Origin of the sequence: Faecalibacterium sp. AF27-11BH (assembly GCF_003603005.1) — a bacterium.
GTDB lineage: Bacteria > Bacillota > Clostridia > Oscillospirales > Ruminococcaceae > Faecalibacterium > Faecalibacterium taiwanense.
Map to the genome: position 1 here is coordinate 353785 of NZ_QVGS01000001.1, position 21521 is coordinate 375305.

21 protein-coding genes are annotated in these 21521 nt (G+C 59.4%); all 21 read left to right on the top strand.

Going from position 1 to position 21521, the window contains the following annotated elements; all coding sequences use genetic code 11:
• Positions 1-109 precede the first annotated feature (109 nt).
• A complete protein-coding gene (locus DWY76_RS01620; RefSeq protein ID WP_005940102.1) occupies positions 110-1792 on the top strand; it encodes a phospho-sugar mutase in 1683 nt (560 codons plus the stop codon).
• 136 nt (positions 1793-1928) lie between these two features.
• Complete coding sequence (ispF, locus tag DWY76_RS01625) at positions 1929-3095, top strand: 2-C-methyl-D-erythritol 2,4-cyclodiphosphate synthase (protein ID WP_120079658.1); 1167 nt, start codon at positions 1929-1931, stop codon at positions 3093-3095.
• A gap of 16 nt (positions 3096-3111) precedes the next feature.
• Positions 3112-4011, top strand: coding sequence for a diadenylate cyclase CdaA (cdaA, locus tag DWY76_RS01630; protein WP_005940107.1), 900 nt, complete (start codon positions 3112-3114; stop codon positions 4009-4011).
• Positions 4008-5312 (top strand): CdaR family protein, encoded by a 1305-nt coding sequence (locus DWY76_RS01635; protein ID WP_120079502.1) that lies wholly within the window; start codon positions 4008-4010, stop codon positions 5310-5312. Before cdaA ends, DWY76_RS01635 begins: the two co-directional genes overlap by 4 nt.
• 23 nt (positions 5313-5335) lie before the next feature.
• Positions 5336-6931 (top strand): FAD-dependent oxidoreductase, encoded by a 1596-nt coding sequence (locus DWY76_RS01640; RefSeq protein WP_120079504.1) that lies wholly within the window; start codon positions 5336-5338, stop codon positions 6929-6931.
• A gap of 34 nt (positions 6932-6965) precedes the next feature.
• Positions 6966-8294 carry a 5-bromo-4-chloroindolyl phosphate hydrolysis family protein gene (locus DWY76_RS01645; RefSeq protein WP_243111885.1) on the top strand — a complete coding sequence of 443 codons (1329 nt, stop codon included), beginning with the start codon at positions 6966-6968 and terminating at the stop codon, positions 8292-8294.
• Positions 8291-10423 (top strand): single-stranded-DNA-specific exonuclease RecJ, encoded by a 2133-nt coding sequence (recJ, locus tag DWY76_RS01650; RefSeq protein ID WP_120079508.1) that lies wholly within the window; start codon positions 8291-8293, stop codon positions 10421-10423. The genes DWY76_RS01645 and recJ overlap by 4 nt, the downstream gene beginning before the upstream one ends.
• A gap of 1 nt (position 10424) precedes the next feature.
• A complete protein-coding gene (locus tag DWY76_RS01655) occupies positions 10425-12764 on the top strand; it encodes a bifunctional (p)ppGpp synthetase/guanosine-3',5'-bis(diphosphate) 3'-pyrophosphohydrolase (RefSeq protein ID WP_120079510.1) in 2340 nt (779 codons plus the stop codon).
• Between the two features lie 3 nt (positions 12765-12767).
• Entirely contained in the window at positions 12768-13229 is a 462-nt protein-coding gene (gene dtd / locus DWY76_RS01660; RefSeq protein ID WP_005940113.1) for a D-aminoacyl-tRNA deacylase, read from the top strand.
• A 5-nt stretch (positions 13230-13234) separates the two neighbouring features.
• Complete coding sequence (locus DWY76_RS01665; protein ID WP_097774817.1) at positions 13235-13852, top strand: MBL fold metallo-hydrolase; 618 nt, start codon at positions 13235-13237, stop codon at positions 13850-13852.
• Between the two features lie 12 nt (positions 13853-13864).
• Positions 13865-15334, top strand: coding sequence for a coproporphyrinogen dehydrogenase HemZ (gene hemZ, locus DWY76_RS01670; protein WP_120079512.1), 1470 nt, complete (start codon positions 13865-13867; stop codon positions 15332-15334).
• The gene (locus DWY76_RS01675; RefSeq protein ID WP_097774819.1) at positions 15300-16262 is read left to right on the top strand and encodes a nucleoside kinase; all 963 of its coding nucleotides are present in this window, start codon (positions 15300-15302) and stop codon (positions 16260-16262) included. The genes hemZ and DWY76_RS01675 overlap by 35 nt, the downstream gene beginning before the upstream one ends.
• A 169-nt stretch (positions 16263-16431) precedes the next feature.
• A complete protein-coding gene (locus DWY76_RS01680) occupies positions 16432-16839 on the top strand; it encodes a zinc ribbon domain-containing protein (RefSeq protein ID WP_005940120.1) in 408 nt (135 codons plus the stop codon).
• A gap of 161 nt (positions 16840-17000) precedes the next feature.
• Positions 17001-17711 (top strand): MazG family protein, encoded by a 711-nt coding sequence (locus tag DWY76_RS01685; RefSeq protein WP_044953479.1) that lies wholly within the window; start codon positions 17001-17003, stop codon positions 17709-17711.
• Positions 17712-17765: 54 nt separating this feature from the next.
• On the top strand, positions 17766-18035 hold the full coding sequence (locus tag DWY76_RS01690; protein WP_005940126.1) for an HU family DNA-binding protein: 270 nt from the start codon (positions 17766-17768) through the stop codon (positions 18033-18035).
• A 70-nt stretch (positions 18036-18105) separates the two neighbouring features.
• Positions 18106-18363, top strand: coding sequence for an RNA-binding S4 domain-containing protein (locus DWY76_RS01695; protein WP_005940129.1), 258 nt, complete (start codon positions 18106-18108; stop codon positions 18361-18363).
• Between the two features lie 48 nt (positions 18364-18411).
• Positions 18412-18696 (top strand): YabP/YqfC family sporulation protein, encoded by a 285-nt coding sequence (locus tag DWY76_RS01700; RefSeq protein ID WP_005940132.1) that lies wholly within the window; start codon positions 18412-18414, stop codon positions 18694-18696.
• On the top strand, positions 18693-19133 hold the full coding sequence (locus DWY76_RS01705; RefSeq protein ID WP_120079515.1) for a hypothetical protein: 441 nt from the start codon (positions 18693-18695) through the stop codon (positions 19131-19133). The genes DWY76_RS01700 and DWY76_RS01705 overlap by 4 nt, the downstream gene beginning before the upstream one ends.
• 30 nt (positions 19134-19163) lie before the next feature.
• Positions 19164-19469, top strand: a complete 306-nt coding sequence (locus DWY76_RS01710; RefSeq protein WP_005940137.1) for a septum formation initiator family protein — start codon at positions 19164-19166, stop codon at positions 19467-19469.
• Between the two features lie 39 nt (positions 19470-19508).
• Positions 19509-20078: a S1 RNA-binding domain-containing protein gene (locus DWY76_RS01715; protein ID WP_005940140.1), complete on the top strand. Its 570-nt coding sequence runs from the start codon at positions 19509-19511 to the stop codon at positions 20076-20078.
• Between the two features lie 105 nt (positions 20079-20183).
• The gene (locus DWY76_RS01720) at positions 20184-21389 is read left to right on the top strand and encodes a class I SAM-dependent RNA methyltransferase (protein WP_005940143.1); all 1206 of its coding nucleotides are present in this window, start codon (positions 20184-20186) and stop codon (positions 21387-21389) included.
• Positions 21390-21521 lie beyond the last annotated feature (132 nt).

Consider the following 21521-nt stretch of genomic DNA (forward strand, 5'->3'; position numbering starts at 1 on the left):
TTGCAGATTACGCAATTGACACATGGATGCGGAGAGTTTATATTATAAGTAGGTTTAACCAAACCTGTTCTTTTTTGCGGAAAAATTTACAAAAGGTAAGGTGTGCAAGATGTATTTGGATGAATATAAGCGCTGGATGGCTGCAGAGCTGGAAGACGCTGATCTGAAGCCGGAGCTGGCCAAGATCGAGGGAAATGATGACGAGATCAAGGACCGCTTTGCTGTGGCTTTGAAGTTTGGCACCGCTGGTCTGCGCGGCGTTCTGGGCGCTGGCACCAACCGTATGAATATCTATGTTGTGCGTCAGGCCACGCAGGGTCTGGCAAACTGGGTCAAGACTCAGGGCGGCAGCCAGACTGTGGCTATCAGCTACGACAGCCGCCTGAAGAGCGATATCTTTGCCAAGACCGCCGCAGGCGTTCTGGCGGCAAACGGTATCAAGGTGCGCATTTACGATGCTCTGATGCCTGTGCCTGCACTGAGCTTTGCTACCCGTTACTACCAGTGCAATGCTGGTATCATGGTCACGGCTTCTCACAACCCGGCCAAGTACAACGGCTACAAGGCCTATGGCCCGGATGGCTGCCAGATGACCGATGATGCTGCTGCCATCGTGTACGATGAGATCCAGAAGACGGATGTGCTGACCGGTGCAAAGTACATCTCCTTTGCCGAGGGCGTGGAGCAGGGCCTGATCCGCTTTGTGGGCGACGACTGCAAGAAGGCACTGTATGATGCCATCGAGGCCCGTCAGGTGCGCCCGGGCCTGTGCAAGACTGCCGGCCTGAAGCTGGTGTACAGCCCGCTGAATGGTTCCGGTCTGGTGCCTGTCACTCATGTGCTGAACGATATGGGCATCACCGATATCACCATCGTGCCCGAGCAGGAGTACCCCAACGGCTACTTTACCACCTGCTCCTACCCGAACCCCGAAATTTTCGAGGCTCTGAAGCTGGGTCTGGAGCTGGCAACCAAGACTGGTGCCGATCTGATGCTGGCCACCGACCCCGATGCCGACCGCGTGGGCATTGCCATGAAGTGTCCGGATGGCAGCTATGAGCTGGTATCCGGCAACGAGATGGGCGCTCTGCTGCTGGATTACATCTGCGCAGGCCGCATCGAGAAGGGCACCATGCCCAAAAACCCGGTGGCCGTCAAGTCCATCGTATCCACTCCTCTGGCCGATGCCATTGCCGCACACTACGGCGTGGAAATGCGCAGCGTGCTGACCGGCTTCAAGTGGATCGGCGACCAGATCGCAAATCTGGAAGCTGCCGGTGAGGTGGACCGCTTCATCTTTGGCTTTGAGGAAAGCTACGGCTATCTGGCCGGCCCCTATGTGCGTGATAAGGATGCCGTCATCGGTTCCATGCTGATCTGCGAAATGGCCGCTTACTACCGCAGCATCGGTTCCTCCATCAAGCAGCGTCTGGAAGAGATCTATAAACAGTATGGCCGCTACCTGAACAAGGTGGACAGCTTCGAGTTCCCCGGCCTGACCGGCATGGAGAAGATGGCTTCCATCATGCAGAAGCTGCGTGATAACCCGCCCGCCGAGCTGGCTGGCCACAAGGTGGTCAAGGTGACCGACTACAAGAAGCCCGAGGAGACCGGCCTGCCCGCTGCAAACGTGCTGATCTACAGTCTGGAAAACGGTGCGACCGTTGTGGTGCGTCCCTCCGGCACTGAGCCGAAGATCAAGACCTACTTCACCACTCTGGGCAAGGATCTGGCTGAAGCACAGGCACAGAAGGATGCTCTGGCTGCTGCCATCGAGCCGATCCTGAAGTAAACTCCATCAAGAACAAGTTTGTGCCCCTCTGCTGTGTGCAGAGGGGCATTTTTGCTGTAGAATATTGGTTGCAGTTTGGGAAGTTATACGCTATAATAAAATATGGCTTACTATAGGAATCGGGCAGGTGAAGAAATTGGAAAAGAGAGTATCCGCGGTACTGGTGGCGGCGGGGTCTTCCACACGCATGGGCTTTGACAAGCTCAGCTTTGATCTGGGCGGCGAGACCGTGCTGCACCGCAGCATCCGCGCGTTTGAACAGGATCCGCTTGTCACGGAGATCGTGCTGGTGGCCGGTAAGAACCGCGCCTTTGTGGAGCAGCAGGCAGCAGACTGCACAAAGCCTGTGCAGATCGTAACGGGCGGCACCACCCGCGCCGAGAGCGCAAAAAACGGCGTGCTGGCGGCAGCAGGGGAGCTTGTGGCAGTGCACGACGCGGCAAGACCCTTCGTCAGTCAGGCCGTCATCACAGCAGCGCTGGAAGCAGCGGCCCGGTGCGGCGCAGCTGCACCTGCCGTACCGGTAAAGGATACCATCAAGGCTGCAGCGCGCGGCAACGGAAAGATTGTGCCGGATGCCTGCCTTGTGTACACAACGCCCGACCGCAGCACCCTGTATGCGGTGCAGACCCCTCAGTGCTTTGACCGCGCAGAGTACCTTGCTGCGCTGGAAGAGCTGGATGCCGAAAAAGCCCGCCTTGTCACCGACGACTGCAGCCTGTTCGAGCTGACCGGCCGCGCCGTGCAGCTGACGCAGGGCGATTACGCCAATTATAAGATCACGACCCGCGAGGACTTGCCCCGCCCGGAACAGAAAGAGGAACACAAAATGCGCATTGGACATGGTTATGACGTGCACCGTCTGGTGGAAGGCCGCAAGTTGATCCTGGGCGGCGTGGAAGTGCCTTTTGAAAAAGGCCTGCTGGGCCACTCGGATGCAGATGTGCTGGCCCATGCGGTGATGGATGCTGTGCTGGGTGCCGCTGCGCTGGGGGATATCGGCCAGCATTTCCCGGACAATGACCCGGCCTACTCCGGTGCCGACAGCCTGAAGCTGGCCCGCCGTGTGGCCGAAATTTTAAAGGAGCACGGCTTCCGCATTGAAAATATCGACGCGACGCTGTTGTGTCAGCGGCCCAAGCTTGCGCCGTACATTCCGGCCATGCGCCAGAATCTGGCCGATGCCTTCGGCCTGCCGGTGGACGCTGTGAGCGTAAAGGCCACTACCGAGGAACATCTGGGCTTTACCGGTGAGGGGCTGGGTATTGCCGCCCACGCTGTTGCCCTGATCGAAACACTGTAAACGGGAGCGTGTACCAATGACTCTGAACGCGATCATTGCAAATTTCCAGACCTTCAAACTGGTCGATTTGCTGGATATCATCATCATTTCCTTCCTGATTTACCAGCTGCTGGGCATTGTCAACCGCACCCGCGCCGGCCAGCTGTTCAAGGGTGCGCTTCTGGTGATGGCCGTCTATCTGGTGGCAGAAACGCTGAACATGCGTACCGTCACATGGCTGCTGAACTCACTGCTGCAGGTGGGCCTGCTGACGCTGGTGGTGCTGTTCCAGCCGGAGATCCGCCGTGCGCTGGAGCGCATGGGCCAGACCGACCAGTGGGCCGCCAAGCTGTTCAATGTCAAAGGCCGCTACAACGATCCAAGCCTAAAAGGTGCATGGCGCAGCGCCATCATTGCCATCTGCGATGCGGCAGAGCGCTTTTCTGAGACCAAGACCGGTGCACTGATCGTGCTGGAACGCCACACGAACCTTTCGGAGATCGTGCGCACCGGCACGCCGGTGAACAGTGCGGTCAATCTGGAAGTGCTGGGCACCATTTTCTACGAGGGCACGCCCCTGCACGATGGTGCTGCCATCATTGAGAATGGCCGCATCAAAGCCGCGGGCTGTGTGCTGCCGCTTTCCAACAATCTGGATCTTGGCAAGGATATGGGCACCCGTCACCGTGCCTGCCTTGGCATTGCCGAAAATTCCGATGCAATTGCCATCGTGGTCAGCGAGGAGACCGGCATCATCTCCATGGCAAAGAACGGCGTGCTGATCCGCCATTTTGACCGCCAGACCCTGTATACCCGTCTGGTGGATGAGATGATCCCTAAGGAGACCACCACCGAAAAGACGACGGTCAGCGGCTGGCGCGGTCAGCTGGACCGTCTGTGGAAATGGGTCAGCCAGAAGGAGGACGATGCGCAATGAACAACGAACCCAACAAGAAAAATGGCGCAAAGCCTGCGGTCGCCCATAAGAAAAACATTCTGGACGACCGCCGCATCCGGCTGGCACTTTCGGTGCTGGGCGCCATCGTTGCATGGATGGTGGTCACCATCATCGTGCAGCCCGGCACCAGCAACACCATCTACAATGTGCCGGTGGATTATACCTACGATTCCGCTGCTTACACCTCCCGGGGCCTGAGCATCGTCAGCGCCGAGGATAAGACCGTGAACCTGAAAATCTCCGGCGACGGCTACACCATCGGCGGGCTGACGGCTTCCGACTTTGTGGTCTACCCGGATTTTTCCAGCGTACGCGACAGCGGCGAAAAGACCCTGCGCCTGCTGGTACGCGGTGCCAACGGCCTGCTGAACGGTGTGACCGTGACCATGGAAGGCAATGACAACACGGTGGATGTGGTGTTTGACGTGGTGGAGGAAAAAACCCTGCCCGTTACCATTACCACCAACTACCTGACCATCGCGGACGGTTATATCCTTTATAGTACGGATGTTTCCAAGGAGAATATCACCCTTTCCGGCCCCAGCAGTGAGCTGAATAAAGTTGCTACCTGCACTGCAGAGGTGACCTACAGCGGCGAACTGACCGAGTCCATCACGCTGAACACGCCGCTGCGCTTCTATACCTCCGGCGGCAAGGAAGTCAAGTTTGAGTACACGGAGCTGGAAGAGAACAGCGTGGATGTGACCTTGCAGGTGTACAAGATGGCAACGCTGCCGGTGGACGTGAATTTCATCAATGCTCCGCGTGATTTTGATGATTCGATGCTGGTATATGCACTCAGCCGCAAGCAGCTCAAGGTGGCAGGTCCGGCAGATAAGATCGATATGCTGTCCACGCTGCCCATCGGCAATATCGACCTTTCCACCTTTGCACTGAACAAGAGCTATGAGCTGCCCATCGACCTGCCCGCAGACATCTATCTGCTGGATAACATTTCCACCATAACGGTCAGCTTTGACTGCTCCAATCTGGGAACCAAGACCATGAACCTGCCCAATACCTGCGTGCAGGTGGTCAATCTGCCCTCTACCTACCAGCTGGCGGTGCAGACCGAACGCCTGATGAATGTAACGCTCTGCGGCCCCAAGGGCGCGATCGAAACGCTGACCCCGGAGCAGGTGGTCATTGAGATCGATGCCGAGGATTTCTCGGTGGCGACCGGCGAGCAGAACATTGCCTGCCGCCTGTATGTGCCCTCCAACGGCAAGATCTTTGCACTGGGCAGCTATGTGCTGCAGTGCCGCATCGAAAGCAACTGAAACAAAAAGGAACACACGATAACATGATTCTGGTTCGCAACATCCGTCTGCCGCTCTCTGCCGGAGAGCCGCAGGCATTTGAAAAAGCCCTGCACGCTGCCCGCATCCCGCGCGGAAAGGTGCAGCATCTGGGCGTGGCAAAGCTCTCGGTGGATGCCCGCCACGGCCAGCCCAAGCTGGTGTATACCGTGGCTGTCACCCTGAAAGAACCTGCCGAGGAAGCGGCTTTTGCAGCCCGCTGTGGTGATGCTTCTCTGCAGCAGAAGGTGGATTTTTCGGTGCAGAATGGCATCCAGCCACTGGCACATCGGCCTGTGGTGTGCGGCCTTGGCCCGGCGGGCCTGTTTGCAGCGCTGCTGCTGGCCCGGCAGGGCTATCAGCCCATTGTGCTGGAGCGCGGCCCGGCGCTGGACGAGCGCGTAAAGGCGGTGGAACATTTTTCTGCTACCGGCGAACTGGATGTGAATGCGAACATTCAATTTGGCGAGGGCGGTGCCGGTACCTTTTCGGACGGCAAGCTGACCACCCGCATCGGCGATGAGCTGTGCGGCTTTGTTACCGAGGTGTTCCTGCAGCACGGTGCGCCGGAGGAGATCGCCTGGAAGCAGAAGCCCCATGTGGGCACCGACCTGCTGCGCGGTGTGATCACCTCTATCCGCAAGGAGATCGAAGCTCTGGGCGGTGAGGTGCATTTCAACACGGCCCTGACCGGCTTTGAACAGAAAAATGGTCGGCTCACCGGCGTTTTTACCACAAATGGCACCTTTGCCTGCGAAGCTTTGGTGTTCGCGGTGGGCCACTCGGCCCGCGATACCTTCGGGATGCTGATGGACGGCGGCCTGCAGCTGGAATGCAAGCCGTTCAGCGTGGGCTTCCGCGCCGAGCATCTGCAGAGTGAGATCGAAAAGAGCTTATATCACGAGGCTGCCGGGCATCCGGCTCTGCCGCGGGGCGAGTATCAGCTCTCCCAGCATGTGGGGGAGCGGTGCGTTTACACCTTCTGCATGTGCCCCGGCGGGCAGGTGGTGGCATCGGCCAGCGAGGAAGGCCGTGTAGTGACCAACGGCATGAGCTTCCACGCCCGCAATGGCAAAAATGCCAACGCGGCCGTGGTGGTGAGCGTGGGCGGCAAGGATTTTGCAGACGATCCGCACCGGGCCATCGCGTTCCAGCGGGAGCTGGAAGCCAGAGCCTACGCCGCTGGGCGCAGTGCAGGGGAGTATGCCGCTCCGGCAGAGAACATCCAGAGCTTTCTGGAAGGGCGCGGCCAGCTGAACATTGGACGCGTGCAGCCTACCTATGACCGCGGCGTTGCTGCGGCAGACCTCGGCGCACTGCTGCCGCAGGAGCTGGCCGAAACACTGCGGGCGGGCCTGCGCGCCTACGAGCGCAAAATTGCGGGTTATACCGCGCCGGAAGCGATCCTTACGGGTCTTGAGACCCGCACCAGCAGCCCGGTGCGGCTGAAGCGGGAAGAAAATTTTGAATGCACCCAGCTGGCAGGTCTGTATCCCTGCGGCGAGGGTGCCGGATATGCGGGCGGCATCATGAGCGCCGCCGTGGATGGCCTGCGGGTGGCCCGCGCCATCATCAGCCGGTATGCACCGGCAGAAGGGTGAGAAGAATTTGATGAACGATCGTGAAAACGATACAATGAGAGAGAATGAGGGCCGTCAGGTGCAGCAGGAGCTGGAAAACCAGCTGCGCGCCTTTGGCGATACCGTGTCGGATGCCTTTGCCCATGGCTTTGAGGGCAAAGGGGAGGACATTGGCGACCGCGCCTATGGTGTGGGCCGTGCGGCGGTGAATGCTGCAAACTTTGGCCTTGGCGAAGCGGCAAAGGCGTTCCGCAGCAGCCGGGAGGAATACTATCGCAGCCGTCAGAATGCGCAGAATACGAAAAAACAGGGCTCGAATGAGGACTGTATCAACGCGCAGGCCGCAGGTGTTTCCGGCTGGTTCCGGCAGATGTTCGGCAAGGCAGAGACGACCCCGGCAGACGAGATCCGCGCCAGTGCCAAAAAGCGCTACAGCGCAGGCTGCGCATTGCTGGCAGTCGGCATCACGTTTACGGTGATCTTTGGCATCACGGCGGTTTCCTGTCTGGGTGCGGCGGGCCTGTTTACGCCCAATGCGGCTGTTCTGCAGGCTCTTCTGCAGGACAGCTTTATGGCTGAAAATGCTGCAGCCATGGGCAGCTTTGCGCTGGGGGCGGTGCGGATCACCGGCTGGTGCTTTGCGGCTGTCACCGCCGTGTTCGTGTGGATGATCACTGCCGGTGCATCCCGCCTGAAGGCCAGCAAGACGCTACTCCGTCTGGCCGAGGCAGCAGAAGGCTTTGACTGCAAAAAGGGCCTGCCGCTGGAAGCCGTGGATGAGAAAAAGGCCCGTGCCCTCAAGCGGGTGCGCAGATTCATCCGCAATGGCTGGCTGAGTGCATGGGTGGACGAAAAAGCGGAAAAGCTTTACCTGACTGCTGAGGATTACCGTGCCGCGCAGGAAGCTGCCGCAGTCTCCAAGGCACCGCCGCAGCCGGAACCGGCGGCAGAAAAAACAGACGATGTGCCGCTCAATCTGGAAACGACCCGCCGCTTTGCCGCCGTGCTGCAGCAGGAAAAACAGCTGATGCAGGATGCGCAGGGCCGCGAAGAGCTGGACCATATGCAGACCACCACCACTGCCATCTGTGACTGGCTGGAAGCACACCCGGAAAGCCTGCCCAAGGCCCGCCGCTTTGCGGAATACTATATCCCCACCACCCTCAAGCTGCTGCACACCTACAACGATGTGCAGGGCCAGCAGGGCGAAAACGCCGAGACCATCCGCCGCGATATCGCGGGCATCCTTCACACGCTGAATCAGGCCTACGACACCCTGTATGATACGCTGCTCTCGGATGTAGCGATGGATGTCTCTTCTGAGATCGCTGCCCTGCAGGGAATGCTGGCCAACGACGGCCTGACGGGAGGAAATTTTGAATGACCTACCGTGCATGGAATCTGAAGCCGCTGGACCGTGCCGCGCTGCGGGAGCTGACGCAGGCGATTGCGGAGCAGGCCACCGAAGAACTGGAATATAACGCACAGAACGACGAGCCGTGGAGCGAGCAAAAATATGCGGCCGCCCTTGCCGCCCAGCAGAAGGAAAATGCCCTGTTGGCAGGCGTGCTGACGGCCCGCGGCATTACCGACCCTACCGAAGCACTGACCCTGCTTGCCGGTGAGGAAGAATTGAGCGACCCTTCGCTGCTCACCGATATGGACAAGGCCTGCGAGCGCATCTGGCGGGCCATTGACGAGGGCGAGACCATTGTGGTGTTCGGCGATTATGACGTGGACGGCGTGACGGCCACGGCCCTGCTGTACCAGCATCTCAAGGGCATGGGGGCTACCGTAAAATGTATGCTGCCCAGCCGCGAGGGCGACGGCTACGGCCTTTCGCGCAATGCCATCCGTTCCATCCACGATAAGGGCTGCAAGCTGATCGTGACGGTGGATAACGGCATTTCTGCTGTGGAAGAAGCCGATTATGCCGCTGAACTGGGCATTGACCTGATCATTACCGACCATCATCTGCCGCCGGAAACTCTGCCCAAGGCCATTGCCGTGGTAGACCCCCGTCGTGAGGACGACACCAGTCCCTTCAAGGGCCTGTGCGGTGCGGGCGTGGCGTTCAAGCTGTGTGCCGCACTGGATGGCTGCCCGCCGGAAGAAATGCTGGACTACTGCGGCGACCTTGCCGCTGTGGGTACTGTGGCGGACGTGATGCCGCTTACCGGCGAAAACCGCACCCTTGTCAAGGCGGGCTTGCGCCAGCTGCAGAACACGGACCGTCCGGGTCTGGAAGCGTTGCTGGAAGAGGTGGGCCTTGCGGGCAAACCGGTCACCGCAGAAAATGTCAGCTACGCCATTGCGCCCCGCATCAATGCGGCTGGCCGCATGGACAACGCTGTTACGGCTTTGCAGCTGGTGATGTGTGAGGACCCGGACCGCGCCGCAGAGCTGGCCCATAAACTGAACGAGATCAATACAAAGCGTCAGGAGACAGAGCTGCAGATCTTCAAGGCCGCGCAGGAACTGCTGGAACAGGAACCGGAGCGGCTGGAAGACCGCGTGATGCTGCTGTGGGGCCGCGATTGGCACCCCGGTGTCATTGGCATCGTGGCATCCCGGCTGGTGGAACGCACCGGCCGGCCTGTGATCGTGGTGACGATCGACGAGCACGGCGAATGCAAGGGCAGCGGACGCAGCGTGCAGGGCTTCAATTTGCATGCCTGCATTGGTGCCTGCGCAGATCTGCTCATCCGCTACGGCGGCCATGCCATGGCTGCGGGCCTTTCGGTGCGGGAAGAAAATCTGCCCGCTCTGCGCCGCCGCCTGAACGACTGGGCAGCACGGGAATGCCCGGTGCTGCATACCACCCCGCTGGAGTGCGACCTGCCCATCCATCTGGACCGTGTGACCGTGGAAAGTGTGCGGAAGCTCGACCAGCTGGCTCCCTATGGGGCCGAGAACCCGACCCCGGTGTTCCTTTTGCAGAACGCCGTGCTGGATGGGGTATACCCGGTATCGGAGGGCAGGCACAGCCGCCTGCGCCTGCGGCAGGGCAATGCCAGCGTGTATGCCGTGTGGTTCGGTATGCCGCCGGAACAGCTGCCCTATGCCATGGGCGATGTGGTGGATGCTGCGCTGAACCTTTCGGTCTACGATTCGCCCCGGGGCGCACAGCTTTCGGGCCGCATTCTGGACCTGCATCCGGCAGGGCTGGGCACAAAGCTTGCGGAGCAGGCTGCTTTTGTGGTGGCGCTGCGCCGCGGCACACCCCTGACTGAGGAACAGAAAAAGCTTATTACGCCTGAGCGCAGTGATATCGTCACAGTGTACCGTGAGCTGCAGGCGCGCCGCTGGCACGCAGAAGATCTGCAGCCGCTGTGCGCAAAACTGGGCGAGGAAAATACAGGCAAAACACTGGTGGCAGTGACGGCCTTGGAACAGGTGGGACTGATCGCCACGGTGGAAAAGGGTGGGGCAAAATATCTGGAGCTTGTGCCTGCGCAGAGCAAAAAGAACCTTGCGGATGCCCCGGTCCTGAAATGTTTGGAGGGAATGTAACATGCCAGAGGGAAAGAAAACTGCTGTCCCGGCACCGAAGCCGGTGCGGGAAGAGGATCTCTACTCCGCAAAGACCCACCTGCATCAGCCGGTACCGGTGCAGGAAACGGCTACCGTTTCTGCAACAGCACAGCTGGCCGATGCCCCGGAAGGCGCGCTGCCTTCGGAGGTGCGGCCGGAGATCGTTACCTGGGAAAAGCTGTGCGAGGCCATCAAGGCCAGTGGCCGCTCCTACAATATGGAGATGATCGAAAAGGCATATAACCTTGCCAACACTGCCCACAAGGGGGTGTGCCGCCGCAGCGGCGAGCCGTATATCTGCCATCCGCTGGCTGTGGCACGACTGGTGCTGGATCTTGGCATGGACTCCGAGAGCATTGCTGCGGCCCTGCTGCACGATGTGGTGGAGGACACTCCCACTACACTGGACGACCTGAAAGCCGCCTTTGGCGAGGAAGTTGCCCTGCTGGTGGACGGCGTGACCAAGCTGACCAAGATCCAGTTCTCTAACATTGAGGAACTGCAGGCTGAAAACCTGCGCAAGATGCTGCTGGCCATGAGCCGCGATGTGCGCGTGATGATCATTAAGCTGTGCGACCGGCTGCACAACATGCGCACCGGTGATGCATGGCCGGAACAGAAGCGCCGCGATAAAGCCCGCGAGACCATGGAGGTGTATGCCCCCATCGCCAACCGTCTGGGCATCCTGAACGTGAAGGAAGAGCTGGAAGACCGCAGCCTGCATTACCTTGACCCTGTGGGCTACGAGGAGATCAGCCGGATGCTCAGTGAGCGTGCAGGCGAGGAGTTCCTTGCAAAGGTGTCCGGTGTGATCGAGCGGCGGCTGGCCGAAAGCGGCATTGAGGGCGCTACCATCAAGCGCCGCGTCAAGAGCATTTACGGCATCTATCGCAAGACCATCATGCAGAACAAGTCCTTTGATGAGATCTACGATATCTATGCGGTGCGTGTCATTCTGGATACGCTGGCCGAGTGCTACAGCACTCTGGGCCTCATCCACGATATGTACCATCCGCTGCCCAACCGCTTCAAGGACTATATCTCCACTCCCAAGCCCAATGGCTACCAGAGCCTGCACACCACCGTCATCGGCCACGAGGGCATCCCCTTTGAGGTGCAGATCCGCACCCGCAAGATGGACGAGCAGGCCGAGTACGGCGTTGCGGCTCACTGGAAGTATAAAGAAGGTCTGGATGGCCACGACAAGCTGGACGAACGTCTGGCATGGGTGAGCCAGCTGTTGGAAAACCAGCGCGTCAGCGAGGATTCCGGCAATCTGCTGCACGACCTCAAGAGCGACCTGCTGCCGGAGGAAGTGTTTGCCTTTACCCCCAAGGGCGATGTCATCAACCTGCCCACCGGCGCTACCTGCATCGATTTTGCCTATGCGATCCATTCGGCGGTGGGCAACCGCATGGTGGGCTGCAAGGTGAACAACCGCATGGTGCCCATCGACCACATCGTTTCCACCGGCGAGATCATCGAAGTGATCCTTGGCCCGGCGGACAAAGGCCCCAGCCGCGACTGGCTCAAGATCGTGCGCACCAGCGAAGCGAAGAGTAAGATCCGAAACTGGTTCAAAAAGATGCGCCGCGAGGAAAATATCACGCAGGGACGTGATGCGCTGGCCCGTGAGCTGCGCAGGGAAATGATCATCATTCCGGACGACCAGCTGGACGATTTTATCAACAGCTGTTCCCGCCGCCTGCGCCAGAACAATGCCGAGGAGCTTTATGCCGCCATCGGCTACGGCGGCATGACCATTGCCAACTGCCTGCCCAAGCTCAAGGAGGAGTGGCAGAAGCTGAAAGCTTCGGAGGAAAAGGCCGGGGAAGACCTGCCCAAGGTGGACCTGAGCCGTGTGCACGCTACCGACGGCGTGGTGGTGGAAGGCTTCGATAACACCCCCATCAAGTTTGCCAAGTGCTGCAGCCCGCTGCCGGGCGACCCCATCGTGGGCTTTATCACCCGCGGCTTTGGCGTTTCCATCCACAAGCAGAGCTGCGTGAACGCCATTTCCAGCATGAAGGATCCCACCAACGCCCCCCGCTGGGTCAAGGCGTACTGGGCCGACAGCGTCAGGGACAGCTATAAGGCCGGCATTGAGATCATCGCGCTGAACCGCAACGAGCTGCTGCAGGATGTGCTGGCTGCGCTGGCGGATATCCGGGTGCCCATCTATGCGGTGAACGCCCGTCAGGTGGAAAACAACTGCGCCATGGTCAGCCTGACCATCGGCATCAACAATACCGAGCACCTCAACCGTGTGGTCGCAAGACTTTCCAAGGTGAAGGACGTGCTCAAGGTGACAAGGAGCTAAAACATGCGTGCAGTCATTCAGGCGGTGTCTTCCGCCAGTGTGCGGGTAAACGGCGGTGAGCCGCGGGCCATCGGGCCGGGCCTTATGATCCTGCTGGGTGTCAGGGATACCGACAGTCTGGACATCGTGCCCAAGCTTGCCGATAAATGCGCAGGCCTGCGCATCTTCCCGGACGCAGAGGGCAAGCTGAATCTCAGCGCAAAGGACCTTGGCTATTCGGCTCTGGTGGTGAGCCAGTTCACCCTTTACGGCGACACGAAAAAAGGCTACCGGCCCAGCTTTATCAAGGCCGCAAAGCCGCCGCTCTCCGTGGATGCTTACGAGCTGTTCCTTGCAGAGATGAACAAACAGGGCCTGAAGGATGTTCAGCACGGCGAGTTTGGCGCGGACATGCAGGTGGCTCTTGTGAACGAAGGACCCTGCACCATTATCATCGATACCGACGAGTGGAAGAAAAAGGAGTGACCGCCATGCAGGCTTTTCATATTCCGGGCGCTGCGCCGCTGTATACCAATACCTTCCTGCTCATTTCCGACGCAGGCCATGCCGTGGTCATTGATCCGGCGGCAGATGCGCAGACCTACGATAAAATTTTAAAGGAAAACAATGCGCAGCTCACCACCATCCTGTGCACCCACGGCCACTACGACCATGTGGGCAGCGCCGAAGCCTTGCGTACCGAGTGGAACGCAAAGCTCTACTGTGAGGCTGCCGACCTTGCAGGCGACCGCATGTATCCGCTGAGCGCAGCGGACTGCGGCTACGCAGAAGGGGAGACTGTCTCGGTAGACGAGCTGCAGTTCACGGTCTGGCACACGCCCGGCCATACGCCCGGCGGCGTGGTGCTGCTGTGCGGCGAGTATCTCTTCTGCGGCGATACCCTGTTTGCAGGCAGCATCGGCCGTACCGATCTGGAGGGCGGCAGCAGTGCACAGATGGCCGAGAGTCTGCGTAAGCTGGCAAAGCTGCCCATCCCGCGCGGCACGCAGGTGCTGCCCGGCCATGGCGAGTTCTCCACCTTTGGCGACGAACTGGACAACAATTATTTCATCCGCAGCGCTGTGCGCGGCAACAATGATTTATTTTAAAGAGTGAACAACATGAAGATTTATATTACCGGCCTGCCTTCCGGCTACGAAGTGGAGCATCTGGTGCGTTTGTTTTACCCCATGGCACCGCTCACCCTCACCCCGCCGGAGAACGCCGAGGACTGCGTCTGGGCAGAAAAAACGCCGGACGGCCTGCATGCACTGGTGCGTCAGGACGGCAGAAGTGCTGAACGACACGCACCGCTGCCCGCGCCTGTGGAACAGGGCGGCGAGACCCCGGAATTCAGCCTTGCCAGCCTGACCTATGATCTGCTGCGGGATTGGACCGGCATCCGCCCGCCATGGGGTAAAATGACCGGTGTGCGCCCGGTGCGGCTCATCCACGACAAGCGCGCCGCAGGCTGGACGGAAGCGGAGATCGACCGCTTCTTCCTTGACCGGTTCGACTGCTCCCAGCAGAAATACCAGATGGCCAAGGCCATTGCCGACCTGCAGGAGCCGATTTTGAAAGTGGGCAATGAACCCGGGACCTACAGCCTGTACATCGGCATCCCGTTCTGCCCGTCCCGGTGCAGCTACTGCAGCTTTGTCAGCTGCAATCTGGATCGCGACCGCAAGATGGTGCAGCCTTATGTGGACTGTCTGTGCCGAGAGGTGGAAGAGATCCGCATTCAGGCTGACAAGGCGGGGCTTACCCTTTGCAGCATCTACATTGGCGGCGGCACGCCCACCAGCCTGTCTGCCGACCAGCTGCGGCAGCTGATGGGCACGGTCCGGGCGAATTTTGACCTCTCGAAGGTCGTGGAATATACGGTGGAGGCAGGCCGTCCGGACTGCACGGATGCCGAAAAGCTGGCGGTCATCAAGGAATACGGCGCTACCCGCATCTCCATCAACCCGCAGACCTTCTCGGACGAGGTGCTGGCGGGCATTGGGCGCAAGCACTCGGCGCAGGACATTCTGGACTGCTATGCCGAAGCGCGCAAGGCCGGTCATGATGATATCAACATGGACCTGATCGCCGGCCTGCCCGGCGACACGGTGGAAAGTTTTGAGCGCAGCCTGCGGCAGGCCATCGCGCTGGACCCGGAGAACATCACCGTGCACACCCTCACCCTCAAGCGCGCTTCCCGCATCGTCATTGAGGACCAGAAGGAGAACGACTACGCCGACGTCGCCGCCATGCTGGAAAAGTGCAATCTGCTGGCCGAGGCGGGTTACCGGCCCTACTACCTCTACCGCCAGAAGAATACTCTGCAGAACCTGGAAAACGTGGGCTGGTGCAAGCCGGGCCACGAGGGATATTACAACATCTATATCATGGAGGAAGTCCAGACCATCCTCTCCGCCGGTGCAGGCGGCAGCACCAAGCTGGTGGCCGACGGCGGAAAACGGATGCAGCGCATTTTCAATTTTAAGTATCCGAACGAATATATCCAGCGTTTTGCGGAGGTGCTGGAACGCAAAAAAGGAGTGGCTGATTTTTATGATCACGATTTGGGTACCCAAACGTCTGGTTGAGATCGATCTGTACAATGTGGCAGCCCGCAGCCCGCAGGCACTTGCCGACCTGAGTGAGCAGAGCTATGCCCAAAGGATAGATTACGCCGCCCAGAAAGTGCAGCTTTCCGGCGCAAAGATCGTCATGCTCACCGGCCCGTCGGCCAGCGGCAAGACCACCAGCGCCCACTGCGTTGCAAAGGCTCTGCAAAAGCGCGGGACCCCGGCGCAGGTGGTCAGTCTGGATAATTTCTTCAAAGGCGCAGAGTTCTATCCGCGCCTGCCGGACGGCACGCTGGACTACGAGAACCCCGATACGCTGGATCTGCCGCTCATCAAGCAGTGCCTGCGGGAGCTGAGCGAGACGGGCAAGACCGTGCTGCCCATCTACGATTTCTCTGCCGAAAAGCGCTCGGCAGAGGTGGAGCCCATCGACCTGCAGGGCGGTGTATGCATCGTGGAGGGCATCCATGCGCTGAACCCGGAGCTGACCGGCCTTGTAAAGGGCGACGACATCTACCGCATCTATGCAGGCCTGCGGGAGGAATACTGCATCGATGGCCGCCGCGTCATCAACACGCAGGATATCCGCCTGTGCCGCCGCACCCTGCGGGACGCTGCAGCGCGCGGCCGCAGCCCGGAAAAGACCCTTGCCATGTGGGACCGCGTGCTGGACGGTGAGACGCGGTATATCAAGGGCTTCAAAACCACGGCAGACTTTTTGCTGGATACCTCCTTTACCTACGAGCTGGGCCTGATCTCCAAGCTGCTGGGCGTGGTGCGCCGTCAGTTCACGCTGGAAGGCCACAATGCCGAGCTGTGGGACGAGACAGCCCGCCGCTTTGAGCATGTGGCACCGCTGGAGCTGGAGCTGCTGCCGGAGGACAGCATGCTGCGGGAATTCTATGGCGGCGCAGCCGACCGCAGGGCACAGAATGCCGATGTGTGAAATTATCGTGTGAATTTAGGCCGAATGCGAAAAAATTGTTTCCAAACCGGCACCAAACTGTAAAAAATGCGGTCCGTTCATTGCAAACGAGCGGCCTGTGCGCTATAATGGAGATAACATCCGCACATGGCCAACGATAAACAGGCCGATAGTAAGAGAGGTGTCTTTTATGGATTTCAACAAGATCAAGGAAATGGGTCTGGAATATGCCGAAAAAGGCAAGAACGCTGCGCTGGACCTGGCCGAAAAGGGCAAGACTCAGGCTTTGATCGTAAATGAGCAGGGCAAGCTGCTCAAGGCACAGCGCCAGTTGGGCGCACTGGTGTACAGTCTGGCCAAGGGCAAGGAAGAAAACCAGCCGCTGGTGGATAAGTATATCGAGATGATCGATAACATCGAGCAGGAGATCGCCCGTCTGAAAGCATCCCTGACCCCGGCGGAAGCTGCCGAGGTGGAATATGTGGTGCACGAGGAAGTTCCTGCTGACCAACCGGAAGAGCACAAAGCCTGCCCGCAGTGCGGTGCTCCCGTCTCGGACGATGCACTGTTCTGCAACAAGTGCGGTGCACAGCTGTAATAAAACGGTTCAGCAACAGGGCGGCGCTCCCCACAGGGCACCGTCCTGTTTTTGCGAGCGGAAAATGCAGGCGAAATGCGGGAAATTTGCGCACTTTGTCTTGCAAAACTGCATGAGATGCGATACAATATACAGTATCTTTTACAAGGCAGGTGAGCGCTGTGCTGGACTGGCAGCCAAAGGCACCCTATACGGCAGAGCAGCTGCTGGAAATTCTGCGTATCCTGCGGGACCCGGAGAACGGCTGTCCGTGGGATAAGGTACAGACCCATGCTTCCATCCGGAAGAACTTTCTGGAAGAGACCTGCGAAGCGCTGGAGGCCATTGATGCTGACGATCCGCAGTTGATGCAGGAAGAGCTGGGCGATGTGCTGATGCAGGTGGCGTTCCACGCGGTGATCGAAGAAGAGCGCGGGCGCTTTACTTTTGAGGATGTCTGCCGTGAGGTGTGCGAGAAGCTGGTGTTCCGGCATCCGAACATCTTTGCGTCCTCGGCGGCACAAAATGCGGGTATAAACGGCTGGGATGCGCTCAAAAATAAGGAAAAGGGCCGCACCACTCTGGCTGATGAGCTGGGCACAGTGCCGGTTACGCTGCCTGCTTTGATGCGTGCCCAGAAGCTGCAGAAGCGTGCCGACCGCTGCGGGGCAGAGCAGTCTGCGCCGGAAACGGCACGGCAGGCTTTGCAGGCAGCGCTGGACGGCTGGAACCGGGAACAGGACGCACAGGCGGCGGGAGAACTGCTGTTTGCTGCGGCCAATGCCATGCGGCTGGCTGGTGTGGACGCGGAGGAAGCGCTGACCTTTGCATCCAAGCGCTATTGTGCAGAACTGCTGGCGCAGAAAGAACAAAGCGGTACTCAGGTCGAGTGACCTGCTCCGATAGAGAAAAAAGAACACCAAGTAACAAATCTGGAGGGTATTTTTATGACGAAGACCGATCTGATCGCACAGGTTGCTGCGAACACTGAGATGAGCAAGAAGAGCGCTGAGCAGGCTGTCAATGCTGTGTTTGAAGCACTGAGCAAGGCCATGTCTGAGGGCGAAAAGATCACCATTTCCGGTTTTGGCACCTTTGAGATGCGTGAGCGCGCCGAGCGTCAGGGCATCAACCCCCGCACCCGTGAGCCGATCACCATTGCCGCTTCCCGCAGCATCGTGTTCAAGCCCGGCAAGTCCCTGAAGGACACCCTGTAAGCTGTATCTGCTTTGCCGCCGCTGCCTGCAAGAGGGTGCGGCGGCTTTTTTTGTGACAGGAGGAAGAACCATGCGTCTGGATAAATATTTGAAAGTTTCGCGTCTGATCAAGCGCCGCACCGTGGCAAACGAGGTGGCCGATGCAGGCCGCATCCTCATCAACGGCAAGATCGCCAAGGCCAGTCAGGCCGTCAAGGCGGGCGACATCATCGAGGTGACCTTCGGCAACCGGCCCATCAAGGTAAAGGTGCTCTCGGATGTGGAGCCGCGCACCAAGGATGTGGCCCGCGAGATGTACGAGATCATTGCAGAGGGCGAGCAGGCATAAAAGCCCCGGTCCGGTGCATAGGATGCACCAGAAAAGGGGAGACGAACCATGCCGGAAAAAACACCCAGAGATCCGCAGCCCGCGCCGCACGATCTGATCTTGGAAAGCCGCGCCCGCCTGACGGTGACCGGTGTGCAGAAGGTACTGCACTGCAATGCCGACAGCGCTGCCATGGAAACGGGCAAGGGCACGCTGCACCTGACCGGGGCGCAGCTGAACATGGCGGCGCTGGATCTGGAGACCGGGGAGGCGAAGTTCACCGGCCGCATCGACACGCTGGAATATACGGCCAGCGCACCGGCGGGCGGTTTCCTGCGCCGCCTGCTGCGATGATCCCGGTACTGCCGCCTGCAGCCCTTGGGCAGGAGATCGCTGCCTGCACGGTGCTGGGAGCCAGTATCGGCGCACTGCGGGCTGTATTCCCGGCCAGAGGGCGTGCAGCTTTTGTGCCGGATCTGGTGTGGATGGGTGCTGTGCTGGCTGCTGTGCAGAGCTACGCAGCAGGGCAGAGCAGTGCCGGTGTTCTGCGCTGGTACATGGCTGCGGCAGCCTTTGCCGGTGCCGGTGCAGCAGCCTTTGTGCTGGGTGCACCGCTGCGTGCAGCGGGAGGCGTTTTACAGCGCCGGGTGCTCCGGCCGGCAGAGCGGCGGCGCGCCCGGCGGAGAAAGGTGCGCAAACTACGCCGCAGCGCAAAAAGAACTGCAAAAAAGCGCAAAAAGAACTTGCCAAACCAGCGCCGCATGATGTATAATTCATATGTGTTAAAGTAAGAGTCAAATGCAACGGGGGCAGAAGAGATCATGGCAGCACCGGACCGCAGAAAACGCAAGAAGAAAGTGGTCGTTAAAACGCTTGTACGGGTGTTTTTTGTCCTGCTGCTGCTGAGTATGCTGGCAGCATACATTTCCAATCAGGTCACCATCAGCTCCAAACGTGCGGAGCTGGACACGCTGAACGAGCAGATCGCCCAGCAAAAGACTGAAAACGAGGAGATGCAGCGCATTCTCAGCGGCGATGCAGACCAGATCACCGAGTGGGTCGCGCGGGATTCTTACAATTACGCTGCACCCAACGAGCGCATCTTTGTGGATGTGACCGGCAGCTGAATTGCTGCCCATTCTATGGAAAACAAGGAGTATTGAGTTTTGGCAATTGAGGTAGGGAACGTATTCGAGGGCCGCGTCACCGGTGTAAAGCCGTTTGGCGCTTTTGTCGCACTGCCGGAGGGCCGTGTAGGCATGGTCCATATTTCCGAGGTGTCCAACGAGTTCGTGCAGGACATTGCAGCTGTTCTGCACGATGGTGATATCGTCAAGGTGCAGGTGATCAACATTGCACCGGATGGCAAGATCGCGCTGTCCATCAAGCGCCTGCTGCCGCCGCCTCCGCGCCCGGCGCGTGAGGGCAGAGGCCCTGCAGGCGGTCCGCGCTCTGGTGGTCCCCGTCCGGGCGGCCCCCGCGAGGGTGGTCATTTTGGTGCAGGCCGCGGCGGCGCTGGCCGCCCCCCGCGTGAGGGCGGCAGAGGCCCTGCCCGCGACAGCGCACCCCGTGTATGGCAGCCCAAGGCTCCCGTCCGTTCCGATAACATGAGTTTTGAGGACATGATGAGCCGCTTCAAGAGCCAGAGCGAAGAGAAGATGGCCGATCTTGATCACGAGACCAATAACCGCCGCGGCGGTGGTTATGCGCCTCGCGGCCGCGGTGGCCGCCGCTGAGCGGAAAGGCCTGCGCTTTTCAAGCCTGATCAAAATAACGGAAACAGACCTGTCTCATTTGATCGGGCAGGTCTGTTTTTTCCGTAATAAAAGAAAGGAACCACAATGCCTGCAAAATTTGAACTGATCGCGCCCTGCTTTTTTGGGTGTGAATCCACTGCAAAATTTGAGCTGACCCGCATCGGCGCAGAGAATATCCGCGTGGACGATGGCCGTCTGAGCTTTGCCGGCGGCGCAGAGATGATCGCTGCTGCAAACCTCAATCTGCGCACGGTGGAGCGCGTGATGCTGCTGCTGGCCCGCTACAGGGCCGCCACCTTTGATGACCTGTTCGACGGCGTGTACGATATCCCGTGGGAGGAGCTGCTGCCCGCAGACGCAGCCTTTCCAGTCACCGGCTCTTCGCTGAACAGCCAGCTGTCCAGTGTGCCTGCCTGCCAGAGCATCATCAAAAAAGCTGTGGTCAAGCGCCTGATGGCAAAGCACCACACCTCTGTGCTGCCGGAGACCGGCGCGGAGTACAAGATCCGCTTCATGCTGCGCAAGGATCAGTGTGAGATCATGCTGGACACCACCGGCGATGGCCTGCACAAGCGCGGCTACCGCCGCAACGCCATGGAGGCACCCATCCGCGAGACTTTGGCGGCTACCATTGCAGACCTTGGCCGTGTGCGCCGCGACAGTCTGGTGGAGGACCCCTTCTGCGGCAGCGGCACGCTGCTGATCGAAGCTGCTCAGAAAGCTATGAACATTGCCCCCGGCCTGAAGCGCCGCTTTGCCGCCGAGCGCTATGGCTTTGTGCCGGCAGCCATCTGGGCAGAGCAGCGTCAGAAGGCACTGGCCGAGGCCAAGCTGGATGTGGGCTTTGAAGCCTTTGGCTATGATATCGACCCTGCCGCTGTGGCTCTGGCCAACGCCAATGCAAAGCTGGCCGGTGTGGAAAAGCGCTGCCACTTTGAAGTGGCTGATGTGGCCGACTTTGCCGCGAAGCAGGAGGCCATCGTGCTGACGAATCCCCCGTATGGCGAGCGCATGAGCACCATTGAAGGTGCTGCAAAGCTGGCCCGCACGCTGGGCCGGCAGATGGAAGCACACCCCTGTGCAGGCGTGTATGCGATCACTGCCGATATGGATTTTGAGACCCACTACGGCAAGCGTGCCAACAAGCGCCGCAAGATGTACAACGGCATGATCCCCTGCCAGCTGTATATGTACTACAGCGCGCCCAAGTTTGAGCACACTGCAAAGCCGATGCCGAAGTCCGGCTTTGACGGCAAGCGCACTGCACCGAACCGCTTTAACAAGAAGTAATTGAAAAATGTTACCTGCCGCACCGGAGCTGTCCAGTGCGGCTTTTTACATTGCAGCCGGTAATTACCGGAAAAAAACAAAGCGGGACCTGAATTGGCAGGAGATGGAAATGAACGCAAATACAGGAAGTTT